The organism is Pseudomonas acericola (SeqCode), from assembly GCF_053456465.1.
In genome coordinates this window covers 1-24,918 of sequence record NZ_JBRFJB010000008.1, presented here as the reverse complement: position 1 = coordinate 24,918, position 24,918 = coordinate 1, and the positions used below count along the sequence as shown (strand labels likewise).

The 24,918-nt window shown below is 56.7% G+C and carries 19 protein-coding genes and 1 tRNA gene; 7 read left to right on the top strand and 13 right to left on the bottom strand.

Features of this window, described 5'->3' with window-relative positions; all coding sequences use genetic code 11:
* Window positions 1–16: 16 nt before the first annotated feature.
* From ACU688_RS23655 to ACU688_RS23620, 8 genes are all read right to left on the bottom strand, one after another.
* Window positions 17–1,582 carry a M48 family metallopeptidase gene (locus tag ACU688_RS23655; protein ID WP_448186586.1) on the bottom strand — a complete coding sequence of 522 codons (1,566 nt, stop codon included), beginning with the start codon at window positions 1,580–1,582 and terminating at the stop codon, window positions 17–19.
* A 12-nt stretch (window positions 1,583–1,594) separates the two neighbouring features.
* The gene (locus ACU688_RS23650) at window positions 1,595–1,960 is read right to left on the bottom strand and encodes a hypothetical protein (RefSeq protein WP_448186585.1); all 366 of its coding nucleotides are present in this window, start codon (window positions 1,958–1,960) and stop codon (window positions 1,595–1,597) included.
* 38 nt (window positions 1,961–1,998) lie between these two features.
* Window positions 1,999–3,342 carry a CHASE2 domain-containing protein gene (locus tag ACU688_RS23645; protein ID WP_448186584.1) on the bottom strand — a complete coding sequence of 448 codons (1,344 nt, stop codon included), beginning with the start codon at window positions 3,340–3,342 and terminating at the stop codon, window positions 1,999–2,001.
* Between the two features lie 140 nt (window positions 3,343–3,482).
* The gene (locus ACU688_RS23640) at window positions 3,483–5,912 is read right to left on the bottom strand and encodes a TonB-dependent siderophore receptor (RefSeq protein ID WP_448186583.1); all 2,430 of its coding nucleotides are present in this window, start codon (window positions 5,910–5,912) and stop codon (window positions 3,483–3,485) included.
* A gap of 99 nt (window positions 5,913–6,011) precedes the next feature.
* Entirely contained in the window at window positions 6,012–6,959 is a 948-nt protein-coding gene (locus ACU688_RS23635) for a FecR domain-containing protein (protein WP_448186582.1), read from the bottom strand.
* Entirely contained in the window at window positions 6,959–7,459 is a 501-nt protein-coding gene (locus ACU688_RS23630; RefSeq protein WP_207041053.1) for a sigma-70 family RNA polymerase sigma factor, read from the bottom strand. Before ACU688_RS23630 ends, ACU688_RS23635 begins: the two co-directional genes overlap by 1 nt.
* 228 nt (window positions 7,460–7,687) lie before the next feature.
* On the bottom strand, window positions 7,688–7,978 hold the full coding sequence (locus tag ACU688_RS23625; protein WP_448186581.1) for a type II toxin-antitoxin system RelE/ParE family toxin: 291 nt from the start codon (window positions 7,976–7,978) through the stop codon (window positions 7,688–7,690).
* Window positions 7,941–8,207 carry a CopG family ribbon-helix-helix protein gene (locus tag ACU688_RS23620; RefSeq protein WP_448186580.1) on the bottom strand — a complete coding sequence of 89 codons (267 nt, stop codon included), beginning with the start codon at window positions 8,205–8,207 and terminating at the stop codon, window positions 7,941–7,943. Before ACU688_RS23620 ends, ACU688_RS23625 begins: the two co-directional genes overlap by 38 nt.
* A gap of 354 nt (window positions 8,208–8,561) precedes the next feature.
* On the opposite strand from ACU688_RS23620, the gene ACU688_RS23615 reads away from it, so the two are divergent.
* From ACU688_RS23615 to ACU688_RS23600, 4 genes are all read left to right on the top strand, one after another.
* Complete coding sequence (locus ACU688_RS23615; protein ID WP_448186579.1) at window positions 8,562–8,897, top strand: DMT family transporter; 336 nt, start codon at window positions 8,562–8,564, stop codon at window positions 8,895–8,897.
* Entirely contained in the window at window positions 8,894–9,790 is an 897-nt protein-coding gene (locus ACU688_RS23610) for a DMT family transporter (RefSeq protein ID WP_448186578.1), read from the top strand. Before ACU688_RS23615 ends, ACU688_RS23610 begins: the two co-directional genes overlap by 4 nt.
* A gap of 25 nt (window positions 9,791–9,815) precedes the next feature.
* On the top strand, window positions 9,816–10,700 hold the full coding sequence (locus tag ACU688_RS23605; protein ID WP_448186577.1) for a hypothetical protein: 885 nt from the start codon (window positions 9,816–9,818) through the stop codon (window positions 10,698–10,700).
* Between the two features lie 726 nt (window positions 10,701–11,426).
* Window positions 11,427–12,572 carry a DUF4238 domain-containing protein gene (locus ACU688_RS23600; RefSeq protein WP_448186576.1) on the top strand — a complete coding sequence of 382 codons (1,146 nt, stop codon included), beginning with the start codon at window positions 11,427–11,429 and terminating at the stop codon, window positions 12,570–12,572.
* A 269-nt stretch (window positions 12,573–12,841) separates the two neighbouring features.
* On the opposite strand, the gene ACU688_RS23595 is transcribed toward ACU688_RS23600, so the two are convergent.
* Window positions 12,842–13,873, bottom strand: a complete 1,032-nt coding sequence (locus tag ACU688_RS23595; protein WP_448186575.1) for a hypothetical protein — start codon at window positions 13,871–13,873, stop codon at window positions 12,842–12,844.
* Window positions 13,874–15,047: 1,174 nt separating this feature from the next.
* Between ACU688_RS23595 and ACU688_RS23590 the strand changes: the two genes are divergently transcribed.
* Window positions 15,048–16,198 (top strand): IS3 family transposase gene (locus ACU688_RS23590; protein WP_448186574.1). Its coding sequence is split into 2 segments (ribosomal slippage): window positions 15,048–15,285 and window positions 15,285–16,198, totalling 1,152 coding nucleotides; the frame shifts between segments, so codons are not numbered across the junction.
* A complete protein-coding gene (locus tag ACU688_RS23585) occupies window positions 16,191–16,562 on the top strand; it encodes a hypothetical protein (protein WP_448186573.1) in 372 nt (123 codons plus the stop codon). The genes ACU688_RS23590 and ACU688_RS23585 overlap by 8 nt, the downstream gene beginning before the upstream one ends.
* A 95-nt stretch (window positions 16,563–16,657) precedes the next feature.
* Here the strand turns inward: ACU688_RS23585 and ACU688_RS23580 are convergent.
* The 4 genes from ACU688_RS23580 to ACU688_RS23565 form a co-directional block, all read right to left on the bottom strand.
* A tRNA-Thr gene (locus tag ACU688_RS23580) sits at window positions 16,658–16,733 on the bottom strand.
* A 108-nt stretch (window positions 16,734–16,841) separates the two neighbouring features.
* The gene (locus ACU688_RS23575) at window positions 16,842–18,218 is read right to left on the bottom strand and encodes an HlyD family type I secretion periplasmic adaptor subunit (protein ID WP_448186572.1); all 1,377 of its coding nucleotides are present in this window, start codon (window positions 18,216–18,218) and stop codon (window positions 16,842–16,844) included.
* Window positions 18,208–20,361, bottom strand: a complete 2,154-nt coding sequence (locus ACU688_RS23570) for a type I secretion system permease/ATPase (RefSeq protein ID WP_017734865.1) — start codon at window positions 20,359–20,361, stop codon at window positions 18,208–18,210. Before ACU688_RS23570 ends, ACU688_RS23575 begins: the two co-directional genes overlap by 11 nt.
* 45 nt (window positions 20,362–20,406) lie before the next feature.
* Window positions 20,407–21,759: a TolC family outer membrane protein gene (locus ACU688_RS23565; protein ID WP_207041060.1), complete on the bottom strand. Its 1,353-nt coding sequence runs from the start codon at window positions 21,757–21,759 to the stop codon at window positions 20,407–20,409.
* 341 nt (window positions 21,760–22,100) lie between these two features.
* On the opposite strand from ACU688_RS23565, the gene ACU688_RS23560 reads away from it, so the two are divergent.
* Window positions 22,101–24,918: retention module-containing protein (locus ACU688_RS23560; RefSeq protein WP_448186571.1), on the top strand; the 2,818-nt coding region annotated here is incomplete at its 3' end.

The window sequence follows — 24,918 nt, the reverse complement described above, 5'->3', positions numbered from 1 at the left end:
GTTTAAGGGATACCCGTCAGGCCTTCAACGGCGCCAGTTTCTTGCAGTTCTCCTTGCGCGTCGGGTACTGCTCGCACTTGCGCAGCACGCTTTGCACCTGTTGCGCGTTCTGCATTTGCTGGTTGGCCAGCAGCTTCTCGGTGATGAACAGCTCCTCCGAACCGAGGTGGCGCTCGGCCTTGTCGATCATCGCCAGCGCCGATTGCCCATCGCCGCGCTTGAGGTGGTAGCTGATCATCAGGTCATAGGTCGAAGGGCCGGCCAGCGACCAGTCCTTGATCGCCTGCAACTCTTTGATCGCCTCGCTGCTTCTACCTTGGGCCAGGCGCACGGTGTAGGCGGTGCGACGGATGCCCGGTTGATCCTTGACCGGCGAAGCGAGCGCCTTGCGCACAAAACCATCGGCGTCGGACACCTTGTTTTTCTCCAGGGCGTCGGTGGCGAAGTAGGCGTCTTTGTAGCCCTGCATGGCCTTCGCCACTTGCGGCGTATTCTTCATGGTCGTCCAGCTTTGCGGGCTGACCCGGGCGCGGCGTTCCTGGCGGTATTCGCGCTGCAAGTACTGGCGCAGCTCGGTGTCGCGGTCCATTGCCGACATGTGCGAGCGGTTGAAGTATTGGGTGGTCGCGGTGATCCCGGTGGTCAAGCCGTCCTTGACCAGCACGTCCAGCTCTTTGGTGAACTGGTTGAGGTTGAACTGCTGCAACGAGTCCTGCATGGCGTTCTTGCGCGCGGTGAGAAAGCCGGTGAGCAACGGTTTTTGCTTGCCCTGGAAGTCATTCAAGCGCTCCAGGCTATGGGTCGCGGCGCGGGGCGCGTAGCCGGCGCGGATCATCAGGTCGGTGCCGAGCAAGTCGGCCTGGTCTTCCTGGCTGCGGCCCCAGGCGGTGCTCCACACGTGGTCGGAAAATGTGTTGGCCAGCGTGGTGTACAGCACCGTGTTGCCGATGGTTTTCTGGGTGCCGGCCGGGTCTTTGCTGAACACTTTCATGGTGCCGGAACTGCGGTCGATGCCAGTGTCGGCGGCCATCGTGGCCAGGGCAACCGTGGAGGCGACGGTGGTGAACATCTCTTTTTGCTGCTGGAAGGCGGCCATGCGGTCATGGTGATGCAGCAGCACGTGGCTCATCTCGTGGCCGAGCATCGCGGCGATTTCATCTTCGCTGCCGACGTTATCGAGCATGCCCAGCGGCACGAACAGATTGCCGTACGGGTCCGCCGAAGGCCCGAAGCCGTAGCTGTCGGTGATCTTCACCTGCAACGTCGGCAACTCCCCCGGCCAGCCCTTGGACAGGCGCGTGACGATGCCCTGCAAGTACACCTGCAACATCGGGATATCCACCAGGTTCTGCTGGCGCGCTTCAGCGGCCGGCACTGCCCGGCCGTCGTAGCTCAAGCGTTGCTGGCTCTGGCGTTGCGGGTCGAGCTTGTAGTACTGGCGCACGTCGGTGTTGTCCACGTAGTGGCCCTGCACCCTGGATTGGGTCGACGGGCCCACCAGGTTCATGAACGCCTGGTCCGCCCCCTTCAATGTCGCGCAACCGCTGAGCAGTGCGCTGGCCAGCAATAGATATCCCTTCACCGCCACGCTCCTTTATTGATTGCAGCCCGCACCAAAACCGATGGTCGAGGCATTGCGGCTGTCTTTGGTCTGGCTCTTGGTTAGGCCCTGGCAAGGCAGCTCGACGATATTGAGCGGCGGCACGATGCGCAGGTCCATGGTGTCCAGCCAGACTTTCTGGCCGGCCAGTTCCACCTGCACCAGGTCCAGCGCCTTGTTGTACTGCAACACCGGCACCGGCTGGCTGGGCGTGTCTTTTTTCGGCAGCTCGCGCTGTTGTTTGCCCTGCTCATCCAACACCGCCACCGGGTCGGCGAGGAAGGCCATGATGTTGTGGGTTTCGGCCCAGGCGCCTTGAGTGAACAGGGCGGCGAGCAATACGATCAGGTGTTTGTTCATCCTTGGGTTCCTTGAGTCAAAAAAACACAGCGGTGCCTTCAGCGATCGCGGTCGAACCAGGCTTCGATCCGTTCGCTGAACAGCACCAATGACAGCAACACAATGCCCAGCACGTTGACCGGGGTGATGTGGTTCAGGCTCAGCAGCACACTCAGCGCGATGAGCACCGACATCACCAACAGCCACGATGGGCATGGCGACGTGAAAAACCAGATTTCCTGGCGCCGCCAACGGCTCCAGGTGCGATAGCCCGCCAGCCGCCGCGCGTGCAGGGCCTTAAGCAGGGCGATCAAGGCGAGCAGGCCGATCTCGACAAAGTCCAGCCAATGGAAGGGCAGGCCGGGCAGGTTGGCGGGCTCGTGGTCGTAGGCCATGCCGTCGTTGATCAGGTTATCCAGGGCCATGGCGTGCAGGTACACGCCGGGGAGTTGGCCGTGCACCGGCGACTCCACCAGGTCGCCGGTGGAGGTGATGTTGGCACCGACCAGCACCAGGCGGTCGCGCAGTAGTTCGGCGATCAGTTCTTGGTCTTGCGGGTCGCTGACTTCCAGGTCGCTGGCCGCCAAGGTCAGCGTGTAGGGGCAGCGCGCCTGGGCCGAATCGTCGAGTTTCCAGAACACCGCCTGGAACAACTGCACCACCGCTTCCAGCAAAAAATGCCGCGCCGGTGCGCAATGGCCGATGTCGGCGATGCGCGCTTGTTCCGGTGCGAGTTTCAGGCCCCATTGCACGGCGATGGGCTGCATCTGTGCGGCGACTTGCGCATCCACCGGCGGCTGTTTGCACGGCTGGGTGGAGCAGAAGTGTCGGTACATCGCCAGGGCTGGCGTTTCCATCAGCCCTATCGGGGTGTTCACCGCCAGCGGGTACTTGTCGTCCACGCCTTCCCATGCCACCAGGCCCGGCCGGCTGACCTCGACAAACGGCGCCAGCGTATTGGCCTGGCCCGCCTCGCCACGCACCACGCCGGTATTGGCCAACCACAGCGGAATGCCTTGGCGTTGATAACGCTCGAACACGTTCGCCAATAATTGGCTGCCCCGCGCCGGGTCGCCGAACGAGTGGTCGTGGCTGTAGAGCAAATCCACAAACACTGCCTTGGGCTTGTACGCGAGCAAGCGCTTGAACAGCTTGCTCTGCTCGCCATAGGGCATCGGCCAGGAAGTCTGGTTGCGCATCAGGTAGGCGTCGTCGATCAGGATCACGGCCACCTGTTGCTGGCCGGTGCTGGGGTAATTGCTGGCGAACAGACGGTTGAGCCACTGCGAAGAGGCCTTGTCACTGGAACTGGCCAGGCCGAACGGGTCGAGAATCGCCAGCAGCACGATAAATGCGGCCAGCCAATAGCGGCGGTATTTGAACAGCGGGGGGTTCGACAACATCCGTGTCTCGATAAAAAGCACAAGCAAGACAGGGTTTTTAGCGGAGCGGGGAGGGGGTGTCAATTGGAAAAGTGGCTAAGTGCCATTGCGTTGGGCAAATGCAAACCCCTCGGCCAGCCTGTGGCCGAGGGGTGTCGCGGTCAGAAATTCCAGCGCGTGCTGAGCATCACGTTGCGTGGGTCGCCGTAGTAGGCCGAGTTATAGAAGCCGATGTTGGTGTAGTAGGTCTTGTCGAAGACGTTGTTGACGTTGAGCGTGGCCGAGACGTTGTCGGTGATCTGGTAGCGGGCCATCAGGTCCAGCAACCACAGCGGTTCCTGGGAAAAGTTGTCCTGGCTGCCAGTGGTGTAGTTGTTGGTCAACAGTTTCCAGCCGGTGCCTTGCCAGCGCACGCCGCTGCCCAGGGTGAGTTTGTCCAGCGGACCGGTCAGCTTGTAGCTGGTGTAGAGGTTGAACTGGTCTTCCGGTTCCCAGGTGGACAGCTTCTCGCCCTGCTTGTCGCGCATGATCTTGTGGGTGTAGCCCGCCTGTAATTGCCAGCCGGGGGCCAGTTCGCCGGAGATTTCCGCTTCGTAGCCCTTGGTCTTCGATTCCACCCCTTTATAGGCGCCGTACAGCCCGGGGATGGTTTCGGAGACATAGCTGTCGTCGCTGACCGCGCGGTTGTCCTCGTGGATTTCAAAGTAGGCGAGGCTGGCGTTCAGGCGGCCATCGAAGAATTCGCCCTTGAGCCCGATCTCGTAGTTCTGGCCTTCATCCGGCTCCACCGGTTTGTTGTTGAGGTCGCGGTATTCGCGCTGCGGCAGGTAGATCTCGGTGTAGCTGGCGTATGCCGAGAGGTTGTCGTTGAGGTCGTAGGTGAGGCCGGCGTAGGGCACGACCTTGCCGGTGTCCTTGACCTGGCTGGTGCCGGTGACTTCGAAGTTGTTGACCCGGGTGCCGAGCATCAGGTGCATGGCGTCCGTCACGTTGAAGCGGGCGGTGACGTAGCCGGCGCTCTGGCGGGTGGTTTCGTCGTTGTAATTCGTCATCGGGCCACGGCCTGGTTCTGCGGCGTCGCCATCCCAGGGGAAGTAGTCGTGGCTGTTGCCGTTGACGTGGACGGCGGCGGTGTAGTCTTTGCCGGTCCAGCGCGAGCGCGACACCGAGGTGCCGACCACCAGCTCATGTTCGCGGCCAAACAGGCTGAACGGGCCGGTGGCGTACAGGTCGCCGGTGTCGCTGGTGGTTTCACCGTAGTAGGCACGGGTCAGCATCGTGGCTTTGCCGGTGGTTGCATTCGGGCTCAGCAGCGCGGACAGCGGCGCGTCGTAGCCGTTGATCTGGTGGTTGTACTGCGCCTTGCCCACCCAGCCGTTGGCGAATTCGTGTTCGAGGGTGGCGAAGCCGGTGCGCGTGTACTGCGCCCACGAGCTGAACTTGGCGCCGTTGTTGAACGAACGCGGTGTGCTGATACGGTTGCCGGACAAATCGTACAGCGCTGCCGAACCGGACCAGCTGGAGCCCTGCGGGTCGCTGTCCTGGTAGTCGGCGCCGACGGTCAGCAGTGTGTCGGGTGACAAGTCGAACTCGAGGATGCCGTAGTACACGGCGGTCTGGCGCTGATAGTGGTCGAGGAACGAGTGCTTGTCCTGATAGGCCGCGACGGCGCGCCCACGCACGTTGCCCGACTCGGTCAGCGGGCCGCTGACGTCCACTTCCGAGCGATAGTTGTCCCAGGAACCCGCGCCCAGGTCGATGTAGCCCTTGAATTCCGAGGTGGGTTTCTTGCGCACCATATTGATCGTGCCACCCAGGCCGCCGGCGCCGGTGAGCAGGCCGGTGGCGCCCTTGAGGATCTCGACGCGGTCGTAGATCACCGTGTCGGTGAGGGTGTGGCCGGATGAATATTGTGCGTCCTGCAGGATCGGGATGCCGTCGTACTGGAAGTTGCGAATGGCAAAGCCACGGGAGTAGTAGGACGTGCGCTCACTGTCGTAAGCCGCGACGGTGATGCCCGGCGTGTGGCGCATCACGTCGTCGAGGGACTTGAGGCTGAAGTCGTCCATGGCCTGGCGGGTTACCACGGAGATCGACTGCGGCGTCTCGCGTGGGGTCAGCACCAGTTTGGTCGCGGTGGCGATGGTGCCCGGTGTGTAGGAGCCGCTGCCTTCGGTCACGGTGCCCAGTTGGTTGGTGGTGACTTCGGTGGCGCGCAGTTGCAAGGGGCCGTCGCTGGTGCTGGCGACCAGTACATAACCGCCGTTGCTCTGACGTTGCGCCGCCAGGCCGCTGTTGGCCAGCAATCGCGCCAGGCCCTCTTCAACGGTGTACGCGCCCTTGAGCCCTTCGCTGGTGAGGTTGCGCGTCTGCTGGGTATCGAACGAAATCGTCACGCCCGCCTGCACGCCGAATTGGGTCAGGGCATTTCCGAGCGAGCCCGGCGCAATCTCGTACGCGGCCTGGCTCTGGGCGTGTGCGGGAGTGGCTTGCAGCGCCAGCGCGGGCAGGCTGGCCAGGGTCAAACCAAACAGCGCCAGGCGCACGGCACGGGCCATGGCCGTCTTGGCGGTAAGAGGAAGCGGGAGCATTCGATTGTCCTTGCGTAGTCTTGGCAGAGAGCCGCTGTGTGCGCGGCTTGTGTCATTGACGGATGAGAATCGAAATCAGCAAGGTTGCTTGTGGTTTTTTTACAGGGCTTCGACGCTGACCCAGTAGCGCGTCAGGTACGTCACTTTCACCGGTAGGGATTTGCCCAGGTTTTGTAGGACGGTGTCAGTGTCATCAATCCGAAACGCCCCGGAGATGCTCAAGTTCTGTACCTGCGGCGCACAGCGCAACACACCGGGGCGGTAGCGGCCCAACTGGGTGATGAAATCCCCCAGGCGCCAGTCGTCCACGCTCAGCATGCCCTGGACCCAGGCGGTTGAGCCTTGGGGCAACGGGTGAGGGCGGCCAATGGCATCGCGGTCGAAGCTGACTTGTTGGCCGGCTTCCAGGGTGAGTCGTTGCGTGTCATTGCGGCGTGGGCGAACTTCGACAGCGGCCTGTTCGACGCCCACTTCGGTGTGATCGCCCCATTGGCGCACGCTGAATTGGGTGCCGAGTGCGCGCACGTTGCCATCGCTGGTGGTCACGCTGAACGGTCGCTGGGCCGGGTCCTTGGCGGTTTGCACGAGGATCTCGCCCTGGTACAGCTGGATCAGGCGTTGCTGGCCGTCGAACTGGATATCCAGTGATGTATCGACATTCATCTCCAACCGCGTGCCATCGTCCAGTTGCAGCGAGCGCCGCTCACCGGCGTGGGTGCGTTGCCCGGCGAGCATCGAGCGATACGGCACCTGCTCCACCGCCAGCCATGAACCTGCGCCAACGGCCATCAGCATGCCGAGAATCTTCAGTACGTCACGCCGCTGCTGCTGCGCCGCCCCCAACCCGGAAAGCGCCGCCCGCTGCGGCATTCGCGCCCACTGCTGTTGCAGCGCTTCCACCCGCGCCCAGGCCGCCGCGTGTTGCGGGCTCGCCTGCAACCACTCCTGCCAGGCGAGGGTACGCGCCTCGTCGGGTGCGCCGTCGTTCAGCTGCACGTACCAGGTGGCGGCGGCTTCCAGTGTCTTCAGATCCAGCGGCGCGGCCATCAGGGTTCGACCAGCAACAGGCACTGGGTCATGGCGCGGATCAAATGATTCTTCACCGTCGTCACCGACACGCCAAACCGCTCTGCGGCTGCCACGTAGGTCAGGCCTTCGAGTTGCACCGCGAGGAAAATCTCCCGCGTACGTGTGCCCAATTCATCGAGCAGGCTGTCGATCGCCAGCAACATCTCGATAATCGACAAGCGCACCTCCGGCGACACCGCCACCGGTTCCGGCTGTTGTGCCAGCGCGAACAGGTACGCCTGCTCGATCGCCCGACGGCGGGATTTGTCGATCAACAGCGAGCGGGCGATGGCGCTTAGATAGCCGCGAGGCTCACGAATCGGCGCCGTATTGCGGGCCGTCATGACGCGTATGAAGGTGTCCTGCGCCAAGTCAGACGCATCCGCCGCATTGCCCAGACGCACGCGCAACCAGCCTTTTAGCCAACTGTTGTGTTCGCTGTAGAGCTGATGAAGCGCGGAGTGATCGAGGGGCGACATGAGCGGGCCATTGGGGAGTAAATGGTAATAGCTCTCATTATTGTGATGGTAGGGTATTTAGGCAAGGGGCATTCGATGCTGGATGAACGGTGTTGAGTCAATTTAAAATTGCTTTTCTTCATACATCAGAAACCACAAAGCCCCGCGCGCGGGGCTTTGTACTGTGGAGCTGAATCGTGACCTACTGACTTGTAATCAGTAGGTCCTCTTGCTTGAACATTTTACGTATCACCAATCTTCACGACGCTCCGAATGCTGATGAAGAATTCGAAACACTATCACTCGATCACCTTGCAGGCTGTACGTAGCCCGATACGGGTAGGTGGTGATGATGAGCTCCCGGCAATCGGGGCTTGGAGACGCTTTACCCGCGTTAGGGAAGCGCTCCAGCATCTCCAGACTGCTGAGAATATGGAAGACGGCAGCCTCCCCCAGCTCAGCGCCAACTAATGCTTCGTAGTGCTCGTAAATTCCATCCAGGTCACTTTCCGCTTTGCTGCTTAATGCGATCTTCGGCACGTTTTACCCACTTAGCCTTTACGGCATCCAGATCAGTGACGTTGCCGGCTGCAGCATCCTCGATGCCTTTTTGCACGGCTTTGAAATGCCAGGACTCATCGGCCATATAGCGGCTCAAGGCTCGCTGCAGATGGTATTGACGATCTCGGTCGGTCGCGTGTGCCAGTTGATCCAACTCGTTGGCAAGCTCGGGCTTCACTCGGAAAGACAGAACGGGAGAGGCTGCCATAACGTTGCTCCATACATATTCTGTATACGCTGTGTACACGGTATGCAGACGTTAGGCTTTGGGGGGTAGGTGGTCAATAGCTGTTTGTCGGTTGGGCGAAGGCGATCGGGAATGGGGGCATTGCGCCTGTTGATGGCGGGCAGATCGCCGGACATTGATCTGAGTGACAGGCACGTCGTGCGCCAACCGAAATATTCAGTAACGAGAGGACGTTATTGCGTAAAATTATAAAAACCTTGGATCCAATTCTTGAAAATTCACTTTTGGCAGCCTAGGGTATTCACTGTTAGGTACCGCTAGACAACACACCTTCCACTGACTGTTCGGTATAAACAGTCAGTGTTGGAGGTTTCCGTGTCTGTCATTCATTGGTCTTGGTTTATTATTGGCATCAGTGTCGTGCTCGAGTTTGCTGGCACGATGGCCTTGAAATACTCCAATGGGTTTAACTTATTCTGGCCCTCTTTATTCACCGTATTATTTTACGGTGGCGCTGTTGTACTTATGGCGGTGGCGTCAAAGGTACTTGATATCAGTGTGATGTATTCCCTTTGGGCTTCATCCAGCGCCGTCCTAATTGCCGTCGGCAGTTATTGGTTGTTTTCGGAACACTTCACTGTTTATAAAGTCACGGGTGTTGGGCTTTTGATTGCCAGCATTTTTGTCTTGAACCTGGGTGATCTGTCATGAACGCCGCCTTGTTTTGGTCGTGGGCGTTGGTGGGGATCACGGTGTTGTGGGGCTGGTCGTTTGTTGCAATTCACGCCGCCCTGTTGGAGATCAGTGCCTCTTCTTTTAACGCGTATCGCTTTTTAACCGGTGCGCTCGTTATTCTGCTGTTCGTGCCCAAACGCATTATTAACATGCGCCGGTTGGATATTGCTTACGGTGGGGTAGCGGGGGCAGCCTTGTTTTTTGCCTTCGCCTTTCAAACCAGTGGTCTGCGCTGGACCAGTGCCTCCAATGCCAGTTTTATCACGGGCTTGGCGATTGTTTTCACGCCGATGTTTGCGTATTTAATCCTCAAGTCAAAGCCCAGTAAAAAACAGGCGCTGGGCGCCCTGATCGCCACAGTGGGTCTTGGGTTGCTTACCCTCAAAGGCATCAGCATCCACTTCGGGGATCTGCTGGTCCTGGCCTGCGCGGTGTTTACGGCGTTGCATATCGTGGTGCTGTCGAAGTACAGCAAAGGTATTGACTCGGCAGCGTTGGCGTTCGTACAAGTGTTGGTCGTAGGGCTGTTGTCCTTGATCTGGAGCCTTGGCGAGAACGCTTTGGATGTACCCAAGACACCTGCGGTGTTCTGGGCCATCGGTATCATCGGGGTGGCAGGTACTGCACTTGCCTACTTCGTCCAGACCAGGGCACAGGTGGAGGCTTCGCCCTCCAGGATTGCCTTGATCCTGGTACTGGAACCCGTGTTTGGTGGTTTATTCGGCTACGTGCTAGGAGGTGATCGACTAGGGATGGTGAATATAGTAGGTGCGTGTCTTATCGTTGTCGGCATGGTGGTCACTGAATGTGAAATTGATGCGCTGAGTATTAAACGCTTTAAGTCTAAAGCTAATATCAAAGCCAATTAATCAATATTATGTTGGGAGAACTTCCATGCCTGCTACAAATTTGTCGGCATTTAATGCCGAGCTTAAACCGTCGACTGAATTGTTCCTGATTGATAGAAAGCAAGTAGTCCCCATGCCGTGGGCGCAATGGGCGGCGGAAATTGTCAACAAGGGCTATGCGATCGTCACGATCACACCGTCCATGCAAACGGACTTCCGGGAAATGCAGAAGTTGATTGATGGAGTCTCAATCAGCGAGAAGAAAAAATTCAGTTTTGTCGAGCGGACTGACGGATTTTACCCGGTGGGTTATTCCTATCTTAAATCAGTCGTTAATTCTGATTTGTGTGAAACTTTCAACTATTGGAAGCGCTACAAGGCCGAACATGCCGCATGGGACTTCAGTCAGACTGACTTTTATGCGCGCGCGGAAAGTTACGAGGCGCAAGCTGCCCGGTATGGTCAACATTTGATCGAGGCGATTGGCGATCACTACGGATACGCCGAGAAAATCGATATCGGCAGGGACTCCTATCTGCAGTTCAACCACTACCGTGAAGAGCTGCGTGCCTCCGGCAGGAAATACCTTCAGCAGCGTCACGAAGACGGTCACCTGCTCACCCTTATCAAACCCAATGGACCTGGCCTGGTCATCTACATCGACGACACCGAATGCTTGGTCGACCTGGGCCCTGATCAAGCCATCGTGATCAGCGGTTCGCTGCTGACCCTGCTCACCGAAGGGGATATCGAACCCACCTACCATGCCGTGGTCAACTTCACACTTCCGGTTGCCCGTTGTTCGGTGGTCTACAACATCAATGTCCTTGCCTCCCAACTGCCAGGGATGCGGTCGGGGCGTAACATTGAGATCTTTGAGCCGGCCAATGCCCAACACATGCAGTTTGGGCACAACCCGTTGGCGCAGTAGGTGACGGGGATATCTACGAGGACAGGCCTTGACCGGCAATGGTTGAGGCTTTGTTAACGGTCCATGCTTTCTGAAGGCCAGCATCTCTATTGGAGGCGGCGATGAAAATTGGCCGTGATTTGAGATCCCCAGAAACAACAAAGCCCCTGCATTTCTGCAGGGGCTTCGTTTTGTATGGTGCCGGCACCAGACGAACGGTGTGTTTCGGCGGGGCCAGGTTTTTCGGGCGTCTGGAGTTCGTTGGAAAATTCGGCGTACCCCAACTAGTAACTATAAATAAATCAGCTAGTTATGGCGTTCGGTGGAATCGAATTCGGGATTTTTTAGATGTCAGCACATTGTCGGTCGGTAAGTAATTCAGAGCCGCATACGAATGGTACACCTCCTGAATTCAAACGTTGTTGATCATCTCTTCCGTAGAGAATAGGCAGGAATCCGCGAAAAGCTGCCGTGGCGACAGGCAACAGACGGCCGCTTTCTGCCTCTCGCGACGGGCAGAGAACGGCCAAAAGCGGATCCTCCGGCAAGTGAGAGTAGCGTGGCACGATAAGCTGCAGTAGCATCGAGCCATCAACGCATAAGGGATAATCCGAAACAGTCCTGCTCCGAAAAATGCAGTCCAGTAGGCATTGGGCTTTCCAGTCTGCCACTTCGTAAAAGCCGACTTTTCAAAGTCCCCCTAGGTATGCAGTTTTGCTCTCACCGAATGGTTATTTGGATGTAAATGTGGAAAAAAAAGAAAAAAAGAAAAATCAGCATTATGTACCGCAGTACTATTTTAAATTTTTTAATGGCAAGCAGGCTTTTATTTCAGTATTTCTTGTTTCCAAAGGTAAAGTTATTCCTTCAAGCTCTGTTGCCGACCAGGCTTCAAAGTCATATTTTTATGGGGATGCAGAGATAGAGAATGAAGTTTGCATCGTTGAGAATAGGCTGAGGAAGCACATAGTAGACGTTCTGAACACGGGGTCTATAGATAAAAGGCAAAAGCTTTCACTCATTGAGTATATTGCATATCAGGAGGCGAGAACCTCTAAGAAGCGAGCGGAAACCTCTAGTGCCTTTCGTACAATAGAGGCGTTCGTGGACCTTGAGGATAAAGTTAAAGATATTGAAGCTGCAAAGTCCTGGCATGCAAGAAATTCCATTTCCAGCTTTGCGGCAGATGAGGCGAAATGGCATTGGCGGCAAATGTTATTGGCTTTATCCTCTACTTGGTCAATGAGCGATTTGAGTTGCATACTGCTAGAAAATAATACAGAAATCCCATTCGTATTTTCAGATTCTCCAGTGGTATTTCTGAATCACCATATGTCTGATTTTTCCGAGTTTGGTATTGTTGGAACAATGTCCAAGGGTTTGGTGGTGGTTTTTCCGATTGATCCTAGTTATTGTGTTTTGCTATATGATCCGGATGCTTATCGTTTGACCTTGCCGTATGCCCGGACCTTCGACAAAACCAGATCAGTTTTGGCTGTCTCTGAGTCAGATGTTCAAGTGGTAAATACGTTGCAGTACTTGAATTCTGAAAACTGCGTGTATTCAGCAGACATAAAATATTTGAAGTCTTTCTTGAGCAGGCCAAGACCTGAAAGTCGTGCAGGATTTGATTGTGCCATTGACGCTGTTGTGGATACGCCTGACAAATTTACATTAAAATTCCATGGCGCTTTCAAAGGCGGTGCTGTCTTTCCAGACCTACCATTTTTTGACTATAAGAAATCGAAACGTTTTGTTCAGGCTCGCCCAAAGCCATTAAAAATTTATGAGGAGCGACAAAAGAGGAGGTTTGGTTTGCTGAACGATAAAAAATTCCTTCGCAAGCTAGCAGGGATGAATTTTGAGCAGATGATGGATGCTCTTAGAGTATGAAGCACAACTCTACTGCTGAAAGCTATCAACAAAAGTGGGCCGAGTCGCCCCTGGTTTTCGTAGAAAGCTTTCGCTTTGAGAGGCCGCTTCTGGCCGATTTCTGCCTTCCACGACCGGCCGAAACCGACCCAAAGCGGACATCCACCGATGACTGCTATCGGCTAGAAGCGGACACTCGCGGTTGTCTAGAAAGGGTGAGGCGATTTGCTCTTTCCTATCTCATGCAGTCTGACCTAAAGATAAATAAGCACATTATAAATATTATAGCTTTATCGAGTTCTTGTCGAAGATGCAAACTGCTTCAATGAATCAAACATTTTTTGCTCATATACACCTGGGGAAAAAGGCACTGAGTTGGATGCATACACTGCGCCACGGACGTCAGATATGAAAATCCTCGCTGGAGACGCATTTCCTAGGAATGCCTTAAAACGTTCCCTGTCTGCAGCAGTCATAGACTGAATCTCATCCGATTCAAATTTGATAACTTTATAAGACTGAGACTGCAAAGTTGCAGCTTCGGGCGAGCTATCGTAATCGCTCATTTTCATGGGGAAATCGAGATAATTACCTTCCCCTAGGTTCGCTCGAAAGAGAGCCTGTGGTTTCAATGAGGTTGCTCCGCTTCCTTGATTCCCTATTGCGCACGTGATTACCAATTTAGCTCTGCTTGGCATTACATTTGATTTAAAGTCTGCCCACTGCTTATTTGCTTCTTTGTATTTGGAGTTCGTGCTGTCTCTAAGTTTTCTTTTACTCTCAAGCTGTTGGTTTATACTAAGGCGTAATGTTTCAATTTTTTTCTCGGTAGTAAAAACTTCAGTAGCAGTTTGCGGCGACCGGGCGCCTAATAAAACACGTAGTCCCCCGGATCCTTCTAGGTCTTCGTCTAGATTGGTTAAAGTGTCTAATGTGGATTTTTGATCAGCTCCCGACATTGCTGAACCCAGTTTTTTTTCTGACTTTTCAATATCCTCAGTCATTGAGTGGATATTGTTCTTGTGGGTAAGTAGGATGCGATCTATTTCTTCTGGGGAGTAATCGCGGTCTTTAGATTGTGAATAAAAAGGTCGGTCCTCATTCGCAATAAGAGACTTTAAAGAGGATAGCTCTGCAAATTTTACAAGGTCGACCGGTTGCGAACTTGTAGCTTTAACAGATGTGACCTCTAGAATAATGTCCGGAGACTTGAAGTCATGGAATTGACTAAGGAAAACAACTAGAACCACCACAATGCTTGCAAAGAACTGCCAAGTTTTTATGATGAAATTTTTCATTATCGAAAGGGCTGGGTTGACCACTTTTAACTTCCTTTTAAGAATTTTATCATGATATCATATTGATATCTCAGCTATAAAGTAACACTTACAGCTGTTGCAGTGCTCCGCCTTTTCATCGGCCCGCAGCGTCCTATTGCAAAATGGTATGACGGTCTGCTTCTGGCCGATTGCTGCCTATGCTGGGGTCAGCGGCAACAAGCAAACGGCCCAAAGCGGCCTCCCGCCAACGGAATTCGCCGGGACAGTCAAGCAGTGTCGACTTCATCCTTCTTGCCTGCTGCCCACCTGAAGCTAAGCCTGTCATCGCGATCTATCACAAACAGCCCTGACCAGATAGCCAACCAGAACTGAGCTGTCACAAGCGGGGGTAGTGCCATGATCCGCCCAATACCTCGAAGGAGTGTCTGTATGACTGGTTTGCGGCGTGGGCCTGTTGCGTAAGGCGAATACACTCGATTTCTGGGAAGCCCAAAGCACAAACGCCAATACATGGCGATTTCTCCCTTAGCAAACTTTATCGCATTACAGTTCCACCAATGCCCCCACTGATACATCCACTCATCACTCAGGATCCAACTTTGGGATAGGTATGAACGCATAGTATTACAAGGTGGAAGAGCCTCTCCGCTCGAAAGCCTTACAACACACTGCCGCAATTCGACCTCTTCGACAGAGAATGCTATTTCCTCTCGGAGGCCTCCAACAAAATCCAGAACCGGAACATTTATCAAGTTCCAGACCATCGGGGTTCGGTCAACTTCACAAACAGATATTTTGTCCTGATAGCGGACGCCAGCGCCACGGGCCTCGAAATAAAGATCCACATTTGACAGTCTCTGACCGGTCGATCTTAAGGCAAGCTTAGAGACATGGGGTTTGTGATCTTTCGGCTGCGCCAGCCTCAAGGAATACTCTAGGTAGTCTCCTAATGGCTCCCACCGCGATCCGAGTTGATGACGAGAATTCCATTTTCGATGTGATCCAACATAGGTCTTGTATAGCAGCACCCTGGTTACACGCTGCCAAACCCAGGAAGCGGCTTTTACGATCAAGTTGAACGGAAGAGGCAGACCCAAATGAAACTCCAAAGTGCAAGCACGCAGGCCAGTTGGCCTTAGCATCCCATGCGTCACTGAATCGCCCCGGGTTTCCTAGACACCTCTTTGCCTTAAACTGAGGCCAATTAGGAGGTGCCATGAGCAACCCACGTTATCCCGAAGAATTCAAAATCCAAGCGGTCAATCAAGTGACCGAAAAACAGCTGCCTGTCGCTGATGTAGCGGCCCGTCTCGGCGTGTCGACGCATAGCCTCTATGCCTGGATAAAGCGTTACAGCAAACCTCAAGAAGAACGGCAGCAGGATGATGATCAGCACGCTGAACTGCGTCGTCTGCGAGCGGAACTCAAGCGCGTCACTGAAGAGCGAGACATATTAAAAAAGGCCGCCGCGTACTTTGCCAAGGAGTGCGGCTGAAGTACGCCTTCATCAAGCAGCACACGGGCGACTATTCGATTCGACGGCTTTGCCTGACGCTGAAAGTCCATCCAAGCGGTTATTACGCCTGGCTGTCTGAGCCGCAATCGGTACGTGCCAAAGACGACCAGCGACTGTTGGGTTTGATCAAGCATTCCTGGCTTGAGAGCGGCGGCGTTTATGGCTATCGCAAAATCCATGATGATCTGCGCGAGATCGGTGAAGACTGTGGTCGCCATCGTGTGGCGAGGCTGATGCGTCTTGAGGGGTTGCGCTCTCAGACAGGGTATCGACGCCGCCCTGGAAAGCACGGCGGTAAGCCAGCGGTCGCCTCACCCAATTTACTGAAGCGCCAGTTTGATGTTGTAGAACCCAACAAGGTTTGGGTCACCGACATCACCTACATTCGTACGTATGAAGGCTGGTTGTATTTGGCAGTGGTGCTGGATCTGTTTTCTCGTCAGGTCGTTGGCTGGTCAATGAAGTCGCAGATGACCAGTGATTTGGCCATTGATGCGTTATTGATGGCGGTTTGGAGGCGAAAACCGAAGCAGGAAGTGATGGTTCACAGCGATCAGGGCAGCCAATATAGTAGCTCCGATTGGCGCAGCTTTTTGAAGGCGAACAACTTAGTCGCCAGCATGAGTCGTCGTGGGAACTGTCATGACAATGCCGTGGCCGAGAGCTTTTTTCAGCTTCTGAAACGGGAACGGATCAAGCGGAAAATCTACACCACACGGGAAGATGCTCGTAGTGATGTGTTCGATTACATCGAGATGTTTTACAACGCAAAACGTCGTCATGGTTTCAACAATCAGCTGTCGCCGGTAGAGTTTGAAAAACGTTACGTAATGAGCTTGCAAGGTGTCTAGAGAATCCGGGGCGATTCAGTTGCAGGCTATTGGACGTTCTCAGGGGATGTTTGATGGTGGGCCTAAACCTATTACGTTCACGATACCTGTTGATGATGGTTACAACAGAGTTTACCGAGGCAACATCAGTAAAATTGGAATGCTTCCTGCGGATCAAGCCGCACAGGTTGTGCGATTTTATCAGTACGCAGATGCCTTCAAAATCGACGTATCGGAAACTGGCTGTTTGGGTAGAGGTACCAAGCGACATGAGGATTTCAAAGCGGTCGCTGATTTACTTCAGCAGCTTTTGGAGCTGGGGAGCGAGCTCGTAGCGCCAAGAAGCAAACGCAGATGGACGTTTGGAATATCAGCAAAAAAATGAGGTGTGGACACTTTGTGGACGTTTTCACTGAAGTGTCAGGCTGAATCTCCAAACCCCAGAAACCACAAAGCCCCGCATTGCGGGGCTTCGAGATATGGTGCCGGCACCAGGAGTCGAACCCGGGACCTACTGATTACAAGTCAGTTGCTCTACCAACTGAGCTATACCGGCGTGTTGGGCGACGATTATAGCGACTGCCAAGGTTCTGTAAACCCCTGAAATCTGACTATTTTTGCGAAAACCCAAGTTTTCGCATCCCCGCCCCACATTTCCCCGCAATCAACGCTCGTGCATCGCCTCGGCGCGGGACTTGATGATCGGTTTGAGCAGGTAGCTCAAGATGCTCTTCTTGCCGGTGATGATGTCCACCGAAGCCACCATCCCGGGGATGATCAGCAGTGGCTTCTCGTCGGTGCCGAGGTGGCTGCGGTCGGTGCGCAGTTTGATGATGTAGAAGGTGTTTTTCTTCTCTTCATCCATCACGGTGTCGGCGCCGATCTGTTCGAGTTTGCCTTTGAGGCCGCCGTAGATGGTGTAGTCGTAGGCGGTGAATTTGATCATGGCTTCCTGGCCGGGGTGCAGGAAGGCGATGTCTTGCGGGCGGATCTTGGCTTCGACCAGGATCGTGTCGTCCAGTGGCACCACTTCGGCCATGTCGCTGCCGGGCTGGATCACGCCGCCGACGGTGTTGACCAGCATCTGCTTGACGATGCCGCGCACGGGCGAGGTGACCATGGTGCGGCTGACGCGGTCTTCCAAGCCCTTGGAGGTGGCTTGCGCCTTGCTTAGCATGGTGCGGGCTTCGTTCAGCTGGGCGAGGGCTTCGCTGCGGAACTTGCCGCGGGTTTCGTCGACTTTGCGCTGCACTTCGTTGATCGCCGCCTGGGCGCGGGGGATGGCCAGGGTGGTGCCGTCGAGCATGCCGCGGGTTTCCACTTCCGAGCGCTTGAGGCGCAGGACTTCTACCGGCGAAATGGCGCCCTGTGCGACCAGCGGTTCGGACATGCCGATCTCCTGGCGCAGCAGGTTCAGGCTGTTGCGGTACTGCTCCTGCTTGGAGCTGAACTCACGCAGTTCTTGCTGGCGTTGCAGCAGCTGTTGTTGCAGCCCGCCAATTTCGTCGGCCAGTTGCTGGCGGCGGCTGGCGTACAGCGATTCTTCGTTCGACACCTGGTTGGGCACGGCTTTGCGTGCGGCGTCGGTGATCTTCAGCGGGCGGTCGTCGACTTCCGCGCTGAGGCGTTCCACACGCAGTTCCATGGACACACGCTCGGCTTCGGTTTCGCCGACGTTGGAGGCAAAGCGCGTGTCGTCCAGGCGGATCAGCGGCGCGCCGGCCTCGACGATCTGGCCTTCGTGCACATAGATCTGGGCGACGATGCCGCCCTCCAGGTTCTGGATCTTCTGGATGCGCGACGACGGGATCGCCTTGCCTTCGCCCTTGGTCACTTCGTCGATGATCGCGAAGTGGGCCCACAGCAGCATGAACACGAAAAAGCCGATCACGCCCCAGATGGTCAGGCGCACGATGCGCGGGGCGTCGTCGATCAGGGCTTTTTCGACTTCGGGCAGGGGCTGGTCATCCAGCGAGTCGCTGCCCTTGAAGTAGCGGAAGATCACATCTTTCCAACGGCCTGGGCCGGACTTAAGCAACACTGATCTGCCCCTTTTTCAGCGCTTCCATGACGGCCGCTTTTGGACCGTCTGCGAGTATCTGGCCACGGTCGATCACCAGCAGGCGATCCACCAGGCTCAACAGCGAGGCGCGGTGGGTGACCAGAATCACCGTCTTGTTTTCGATGACGGCTTGCAAGCGCTGTTTCAGGCGCTCTTCACCGGTGTTGTCCATGGCGCTGGTCGGTTCGTCCAGCAGCAGGATCGGCGGGTTGAGCAGCAACGCACGGGCCAGGGCGACGTTCTGGCGTTGGCCGCCCGAGAGGTTCTGCCCGCGCTCGCCCACCTGCAACTCGTAGCCTTGCGGGTGCAGCCTGGCGAATTCATGCACGCCAGCCAGTTCGGCGGCTTGCAGCACCATTTCATCGTCCACGTAGCGCGCACCCGAGACCAGGTTGTCGCGCAGGGTGCCGGCCAGCAGTTGGATGTCCTGGGCGACGTAACCGATGTTGTGGCGCAGCTCGCTGACGTCGATCTGGCGGATGTCTACACCGTCCACCAGCAACGAGCCGGAGTCCGGTTGATACAGGCCCACCAGCAGCTTGGCCAGCGAGCTTTTGCCCGAGCCGCTGCGGCCGATGATGCCGATTTTTTCGCCAGGGCGGACGTTCAGGTTGATCCCGCGCAGTGCCGGGTTCTGCTGGTCCGGGTAGGTGAAATTGACTTCGCGGAAGGTCATCGCGCCTTGCAGCGTCTTGCGGCTGAGGGGGCGTTCGTCGAAGTTGCGTTCCTGCGGCAGCTCCATCATCTGGTCCACCGAAACCATTGTTACCTTGGCTTGCTGGTAACGCGTCAGCAGGCCCGACAACTGGGCCAATGGGCCGAGTGCGCGGCCGCTGAGCATGTAGCAGGCCACCAGGCCGCCCATGCTCAGGGTGCCGTCGATGATCTGGTACACACCAAAAATGATCATCGCCACGCCGGCCACTTGCTGGATCAGCAGCGTGATGTTCATCGCCAGGCCGGACAGAACCTTGACCCGCAGCTCCAGGCGGCTGAGGGTGCCAATGGTTTGTTCCCACTGGTATTGGCGTTCGCTTTCGGCGTTGTTGACCTTCACCGCATCCAGCCCGGCGAGGGTTTCGATCAGGCTCGACTGGCGCTCGGCGCCCAGGGCCATGGTGCGCTCAAGTGTCGCGGTCAGCGGTTTTTGCAGGAAGTGGCCGATGCCCAGGGCGAGCGGGAAGGCGACGATGGGGATCCACACCAGGTGGCCGCCCAACAACGCGATCACGCCGAGGATGATCAAGGTAAACGGCAAATCGATCAGGCTGGCGAGGGTCAGGGACGTGAGGAAGTCGCGCATCCCCTGGAACTCGTGGATGTTTGACGCGTAGCTGCCGACGCGCGCCGGGCGCATTTTCATCGACATGCCGACAATGCGCTCAAACAGCGTCGCCGAAATGATCAGGTCGGTTTTCTTGCCCGCCAAGTCCAGGCACAGGCTGCGCATGCTCTTGAGCAGCAGGTCGAACAGATAGGCGCCGCAAATACCGATGGCCAGCACCCACAGGGTAGCGGTGGCCTGGTTCGGCACGACGCGGTCATACACGTTCATCACGAACAACGGCGCGGCCAGGGCGATCAGGTTGATCACCAGGCTTGCGGCGATGGCGTCGGCGTACAGCCAGCGTGAACGCTTGAGGGTGTCTTTGAACCACGAGCGAGCGCGTGGGATCAGGGTGCCGCTGGTTACGTCAAATTTATGCTGCGGCTGGGCGAAGAAAACCCGACCGCTGTAATCTTGACTCAGCACTTCACGGCTGACGTGGACTTCGCCACCGTCACTTTCGCTGAGCAGCAGGCGGGCGGTATCACCCTCCCAGCCCAGCAGCACCGCACTGCGTCCTTCCTTTAATAGCAGCAAGGCCGGCAATGCGATGGAGGGGATCTGTTCCAGCTTGCGTTGCAGCAACCGCCCCTGCAAACCCGCCCGCGCTGCTGCGCGCGGCAGCAGGTCGGCGCTCATGCGCTGGCCTGCCAGCGGCAAGCCGGTGGTCAGCATGGCCCGGCTGGCGGGCTTGTAATGCAGGGAGCAGAGAGCCAACAACCCATCTAGCAATGGGTCGTCATGCTGAGTGCGCGGGTCATGGTTGAGTTGCGCCACACCAATTTCAGGATCCAAGCTGACTCTCTCTTAAGCGGTTTTGTGGTTCAACGCCGTCAAGAATCAGTTCATCCCTGGCAGGTTTACCGACGGTTTAATATCGTTTTGCACAACTGATGCCATCGGAGCAACCACGCCCTGACTTTTCAGCAGTTGGCCCATGTCGGCCTTGATACGGTACTGCGTGTAGATATGCAGGCTTTTGATCTGGGCCAAACGCTGCTGAGCGGTGAACAGTTCGTTCTCGCTGTCGAGCAAGTCGAGCAGTGTACGCTCACCGAGGCTGAACTGCTGCTGGTACGAGGTGCGAACTTTGGTGCTGCGGTCCACGTATTGCTGCGCGATCGGTACCTGTTGGGTGGCGTTGTTGTAGGCGTTCCACGCCAGGCCCAATTCTTCGTTCAACTGGCGCAGGGCGTTGTTGCGGATATCCAGCGCCTGGGTGGCCTGGGAAGCCTTGGATTGCAGGCTGGCTTTGTCGCTACCGCCGTTGTACAGGTTGAACTGCATGTTCAGCATCGCGGAATAACCATTGTCATGGCCTTCGTCGCCGCCGACGTTGTTGTTGGCGGAGCGTTGCAGCACCGCATCAAAACGCGGGTAGAAGGTCGACTTGGCGGCTTCGTACTGCTTTTCGGCAGCGGCGATGTCGGATTCGGCCGAGCGCAGCACCGGGCTGTCGGCGATCATCTGGCGACGGGCTTCATCCAGGCTGGCAGGCAGTGCGGTGACAACGCCCAATGGCTTTTCAAGTTGATCGGGTTCTTTGCCGACAACGCTGAAGAAGTTGGTGTTGGCGTCTGCCAGGTTGGTCTGCTCGGTGATCAGGTTGTTTTGCGCTTGGGCCAGTCGGGCTTCGGCCTGGTCCATGTCCGCCATTCTTCCGACGCCACGGCTGGTGCGCAGTTTGATCTGGTCAAAAATACGTTCGTGGCTTTTCAGGTTGTCTTCTGCCAGTTGCACCATCTCGCGACGGGTCAGGACATCCAGATACACCTGGGCGACGGTCAGCGCGGTGCGCTCGGAAGTGTTCAGCAGTGCATAGCCACGGGAGTTGGCGGTGGCTTGTTGGCGGCCGACTTCATTAACGGTGCCAAAGCCCTGGAACAAATTTTGTTGCAGGCGGATGGTCGACTCGCCGCGGTTCAGGGTTTTCCAGTCATGGCTGTTGCTGGCGGCGCGGGTCGAGGTGTTGTCGGAGCTTTCGCGGCCATAACCACCCAACAGGTCCACTTTAGGCAGGTAGCCGCCCTGGGCTTCGCGGACTTGGTAGTCAGCGGCAATGCGCGCATTGATGGCAGCCTGGATCTCAGGATGGTTCTGCACCGCGTCTTGCATCGCTTCCGGCAGGGTCTGGGCCTGGACGAAACTGGCGGCTAGAGCAAACGGCACGGCTTTAAAAAGGTGCAAACGCATTCTGATGTTTCCCCGGGATTGGTTGCCTTAAAAACGCAACAAACGTGAAAAATTGCATTGGAATTGGCAACCGAAATGACTGCTTGTCATAGGAACCTGGTAGTCCAAACAGAAAGTCGCGAGCCGATTAAATATCAATGTGACATTACCGGGCGGATTGTTTAGGATGGCGCCAAATAGGTCAATACCTTGACGGAAAAGTAATTTGCTGAATTAAACAACAAATTATTGACGCCAAATATTTCACACTTAGTTACGTACTCCAGCTATCGAATCGGCATAGGTAATGAGGCCGGTCTCCATGATGGATACCCCGAACGGTAATACACGGAGAGTCTTTTATGAGCAGCGTTGCGGTCGTCAAAAGCATTGTCGGTCAAGTGTTTGCGGTATCCCCGGAAGGGATTCGTCGCCTGCTTGTAGAAGGGGATCGTCTGTTCGCCGGTGAGCAGGTTGATACGGGCGCCGCAGGCGCCGTATCCCTGGAGCTGGCTGATGGCCGCACCATCGACTTGGGCCGTGACACTCAGTGGAGCGCGAACGCTCCTGATTCCGTCACCGACCTCAGTGCCGCCACCGCTCAAGCTGCACCGTCCGTCGCCGAATTGCAGCAAGCCATCGCTGCTGGTGCTGACCCGACCCAAGACCTCGAAGCCACCGCAGCCGGCCCGACCTCTGCCGGCGCCGACGGCGCTGCTGGCGGCGGCCACAGCTTTGTCGTGCTGGAAGCCACCGCAGGCGTGGTTGACCCCACCATCGGTTACCCGACGACCGGCTTGAATGCCGGTGACGCAGTGGGCACCACCCAAACCGGCGCCACCGACACCAACGGCCCCGATGCGCGCAGCGTCACCATCACCCTGACCGCCACACCGAGCATCACCGAAGCCGGTGGCGTTGTGGTCTACACCGTATTCATCACCCAGGCGCCGACCAGCGACCTGACCGTTACCTTGTCCAACGGCCTCTCCGTAGTGATCGCCGCCGGCCAGACCTCGGGCGCGCTGAACGTCACGTTCGCGGGTAACGACACGCCTTACCTGGACGCCTCGTCGATCTCCGCGACCATCACCGGCACCGCCGGCGGCGGCAACCTGATCATCACCACTGACCCGGCGCCAGCGGTTACCCAGATCAACGACACCATCGACACCACCACCGTCACGCTGACCGCGACCCCGTCGGTGAATGAAGGCGGCCAGATCGTCTACACCGCGACCGTGAACAACCCGGCGCAGACCGACGTCGTCATCAAGCTGTCCAACAACACCACCATCACCATCGAAGCCGGTAAATCCTCCGGCACGGTCAGCGTCGACACGCCTGCCAACCTGGCGGATGGCAAAGACCTGAACGTCAGCGTCACGATTACCGGCGCCACCGGTGGCAACTACGAAGACCTGGCGATCAACCCTGCGCCGGCAACTTCCACCGTTGTCGCTGTTGACGATCCGAGCGTATTGACGCCGGATACCAACACAATCGCTGAAGATGGCGTCGCCACCGGCAACGTGCTGAGCAACGACAGCGACATCGACAACGTGTTGAGCGTGGCCACCTTCCAGGTGGGCGGCAACACTTATAACGCCGGCCAAACGGCCAATATCGAAGGCGTGGGTAGCATCACCATTGGTGCCGATGGCGCCTACACCTTTACCCCGGTCAAGGATTACAACGGTGAAGTGCCGACCATTGGCTACACCACCAACACCGGCTCCAGCAGCACGCTGAATGTGACGGTGACGCCGGTGAACGATGCGCCGGTGATCGAAGTGACGGGCAACACCCTGATCGAAAACACCGCCGTCGCCGGCACTGTGGCGGGCACCTTTGTGGCTCGCGACGCAGAAACGCCAGCTGACCAGCTGAAAATCGCATTTACGGGCGACAGCAACAAAGATGGTTACTACGCCATCGTCGATAACAATGTCGTGCTGACCCAAAAGGGCGCGGACTTTGTGAATGCCGGCAATCAACTGCCGAAGATCGACCTGACCGTCACCGACCCAGAAGGCCTGAACTCCAGCAACAACGCCCAGCCGACCGTCACCCTGCAAAACGACGTGCCGGTGATTGAGGTGGTTGCCAATACCATCGTTGAAGACACCGCTACAGCGGGCACCGTCGCTGGTACTTTCACCGCGACCGACGAAGAGACGCCGCGTGAAGGCCTGACTATTTCCTTCACGGGCAACAGCAACGCTGATGGCTACTACAGCATCGTTGGCAATAACGTAGTGCTGACCCAGAAGGGTGCGGATTTTGTTAACGCCGGCAATCAATTGCCGAAGATTGACCTGACGGTTACTGACCCTCAGGGTGCGAACTCCACGGGTTCCGACCAGCCGGTTGTTACTCTGCAAAACGATGTGCCGGTGATCACTGTTGTTGCTAACACGCTGGAAGAAAACTCCGCTGCTGCGGGTACTGTCGCCGGTACTTTCACTGCTAGCGATGAAGAGACGCCGCGTGATGGCTTGACCATTTCCTTCACGGGCAACAGCAACGCTGATGGCTACTACAGCATCGTCGGTAACAACGTTGTGCTGACCCAGAAGGGTGCGGATTTTGTTAATGCCGGCAACCAGTTGCCGAAGATCGACCTGACGGTTACCGATCCAGAAGGCCTGAACTCCAACGGTTCCGACCAGCCAGTGGTTAACCTGCATAACGACGTGCCGGTTATCACCGTTACCGCCAACACCCTGGAAGAAAACTCGGCCGCTGAAGGTACCGTCGCCGGTACGTTCGTTGCGAAAGACGAAGAAACCCCACGTGAAGGCCTGACCATCAGCTTCACGCCAGGCACCAACGACGCTGGCTACTACGCCATTTCCGGCAACAACGTTGTGCTGACCAAAGCAGGCGCCGACTTCGTCAACGCCGGCAACCAGCTGCCAAAAATCGACCTGACCGTCACCGATCCTCAGGGCCTGAGCTCCACCGGTTCCGACCAGCCAGCCGTCAACCTGCACAACGATGTGCCGGTGATTGATGTTGTTGCCAACACCCTGGAAGAAAACTCCGCCGTAGAAGGCACCGTCGCCGGTACCTTCACCGCAACCGACGAAGAAACCCCGCGTGCAGGCCTGACCATCACTTTCACGCCGGGCACCAACGCTGCTGGCTACTACGCCATCGTTGGCGACAACGTCGTGC

Excerpts from the sequence above, each read along its gene's own strand:
- ACU688_RS23620 (WP_448186580.1), bottom strand. The coding sequence starts at position 8,207 with ATGGCAGCCTCTCCCGTTCTGTCTTTCCGAGTGAAGCCCGAGCTTGCC.
- ACU688_RS23635 (WP_448186582.1), bottom strand. The coding sequence starts at position 6,959 with ATGGCCGCGCCGCTGGATCTGAAGACACTGGAAGCCGCCGCCACCTGG.
- ACU688_RS23605 (WP_448186577.1), top strand. The coding sequence starts at position 9,816 with ATGCCTGCTACAAATTTGTCGGCATTTAATGCCGAGCTTAAACCGTCG.
- ACU688_RS23645 (WP_448186584.1), bottom strand. The coding sequence starts at position 3,342 with ATGTTGTCGAACCCCCCGCTGTTCAAATACCGCCGCTATTGGCTGGCC.
- ACU688_RS23610 (WP_448186578.1), top strand. The coding sequence starts at position 8,894 with ATGAACGCCGCCTTGTTTTGGTCGTGGGCGTTGGTGGGGATCACGGTG.
- ACU688_RS23630 (WP_207041053.1), bottom strand. The coding sequence starts at position 7,459 with ATGTCGCCCCTCGATCACTCCGCGCTTCATCAGCTCTACAGCGAACAC.
- ACU688_RS23650 (WP_448186585.1), bottom strand. The coding sequence starts at position 1,960 with ATGAACAAACACCTGATCGTATTGCTCGCCGCCCTGTTCACTCAAGGC.
- ACU688_RS23640 (WP_448186583.1), bottom strand. The coding sequence starts at position 5,912 with ATGCTCCCGCTTCCTCTTACCGCCAAGACGGCCATGGCCCGTGCCGTG.
- ACU688_RS23565 (WP_207041060.1), bottom strand. The coding sequence starts at position 21,759 with ATGCGTTTGCACCTTTTTAAAGCCGTGCCGTTTGCTCTAGCCGCCAGT.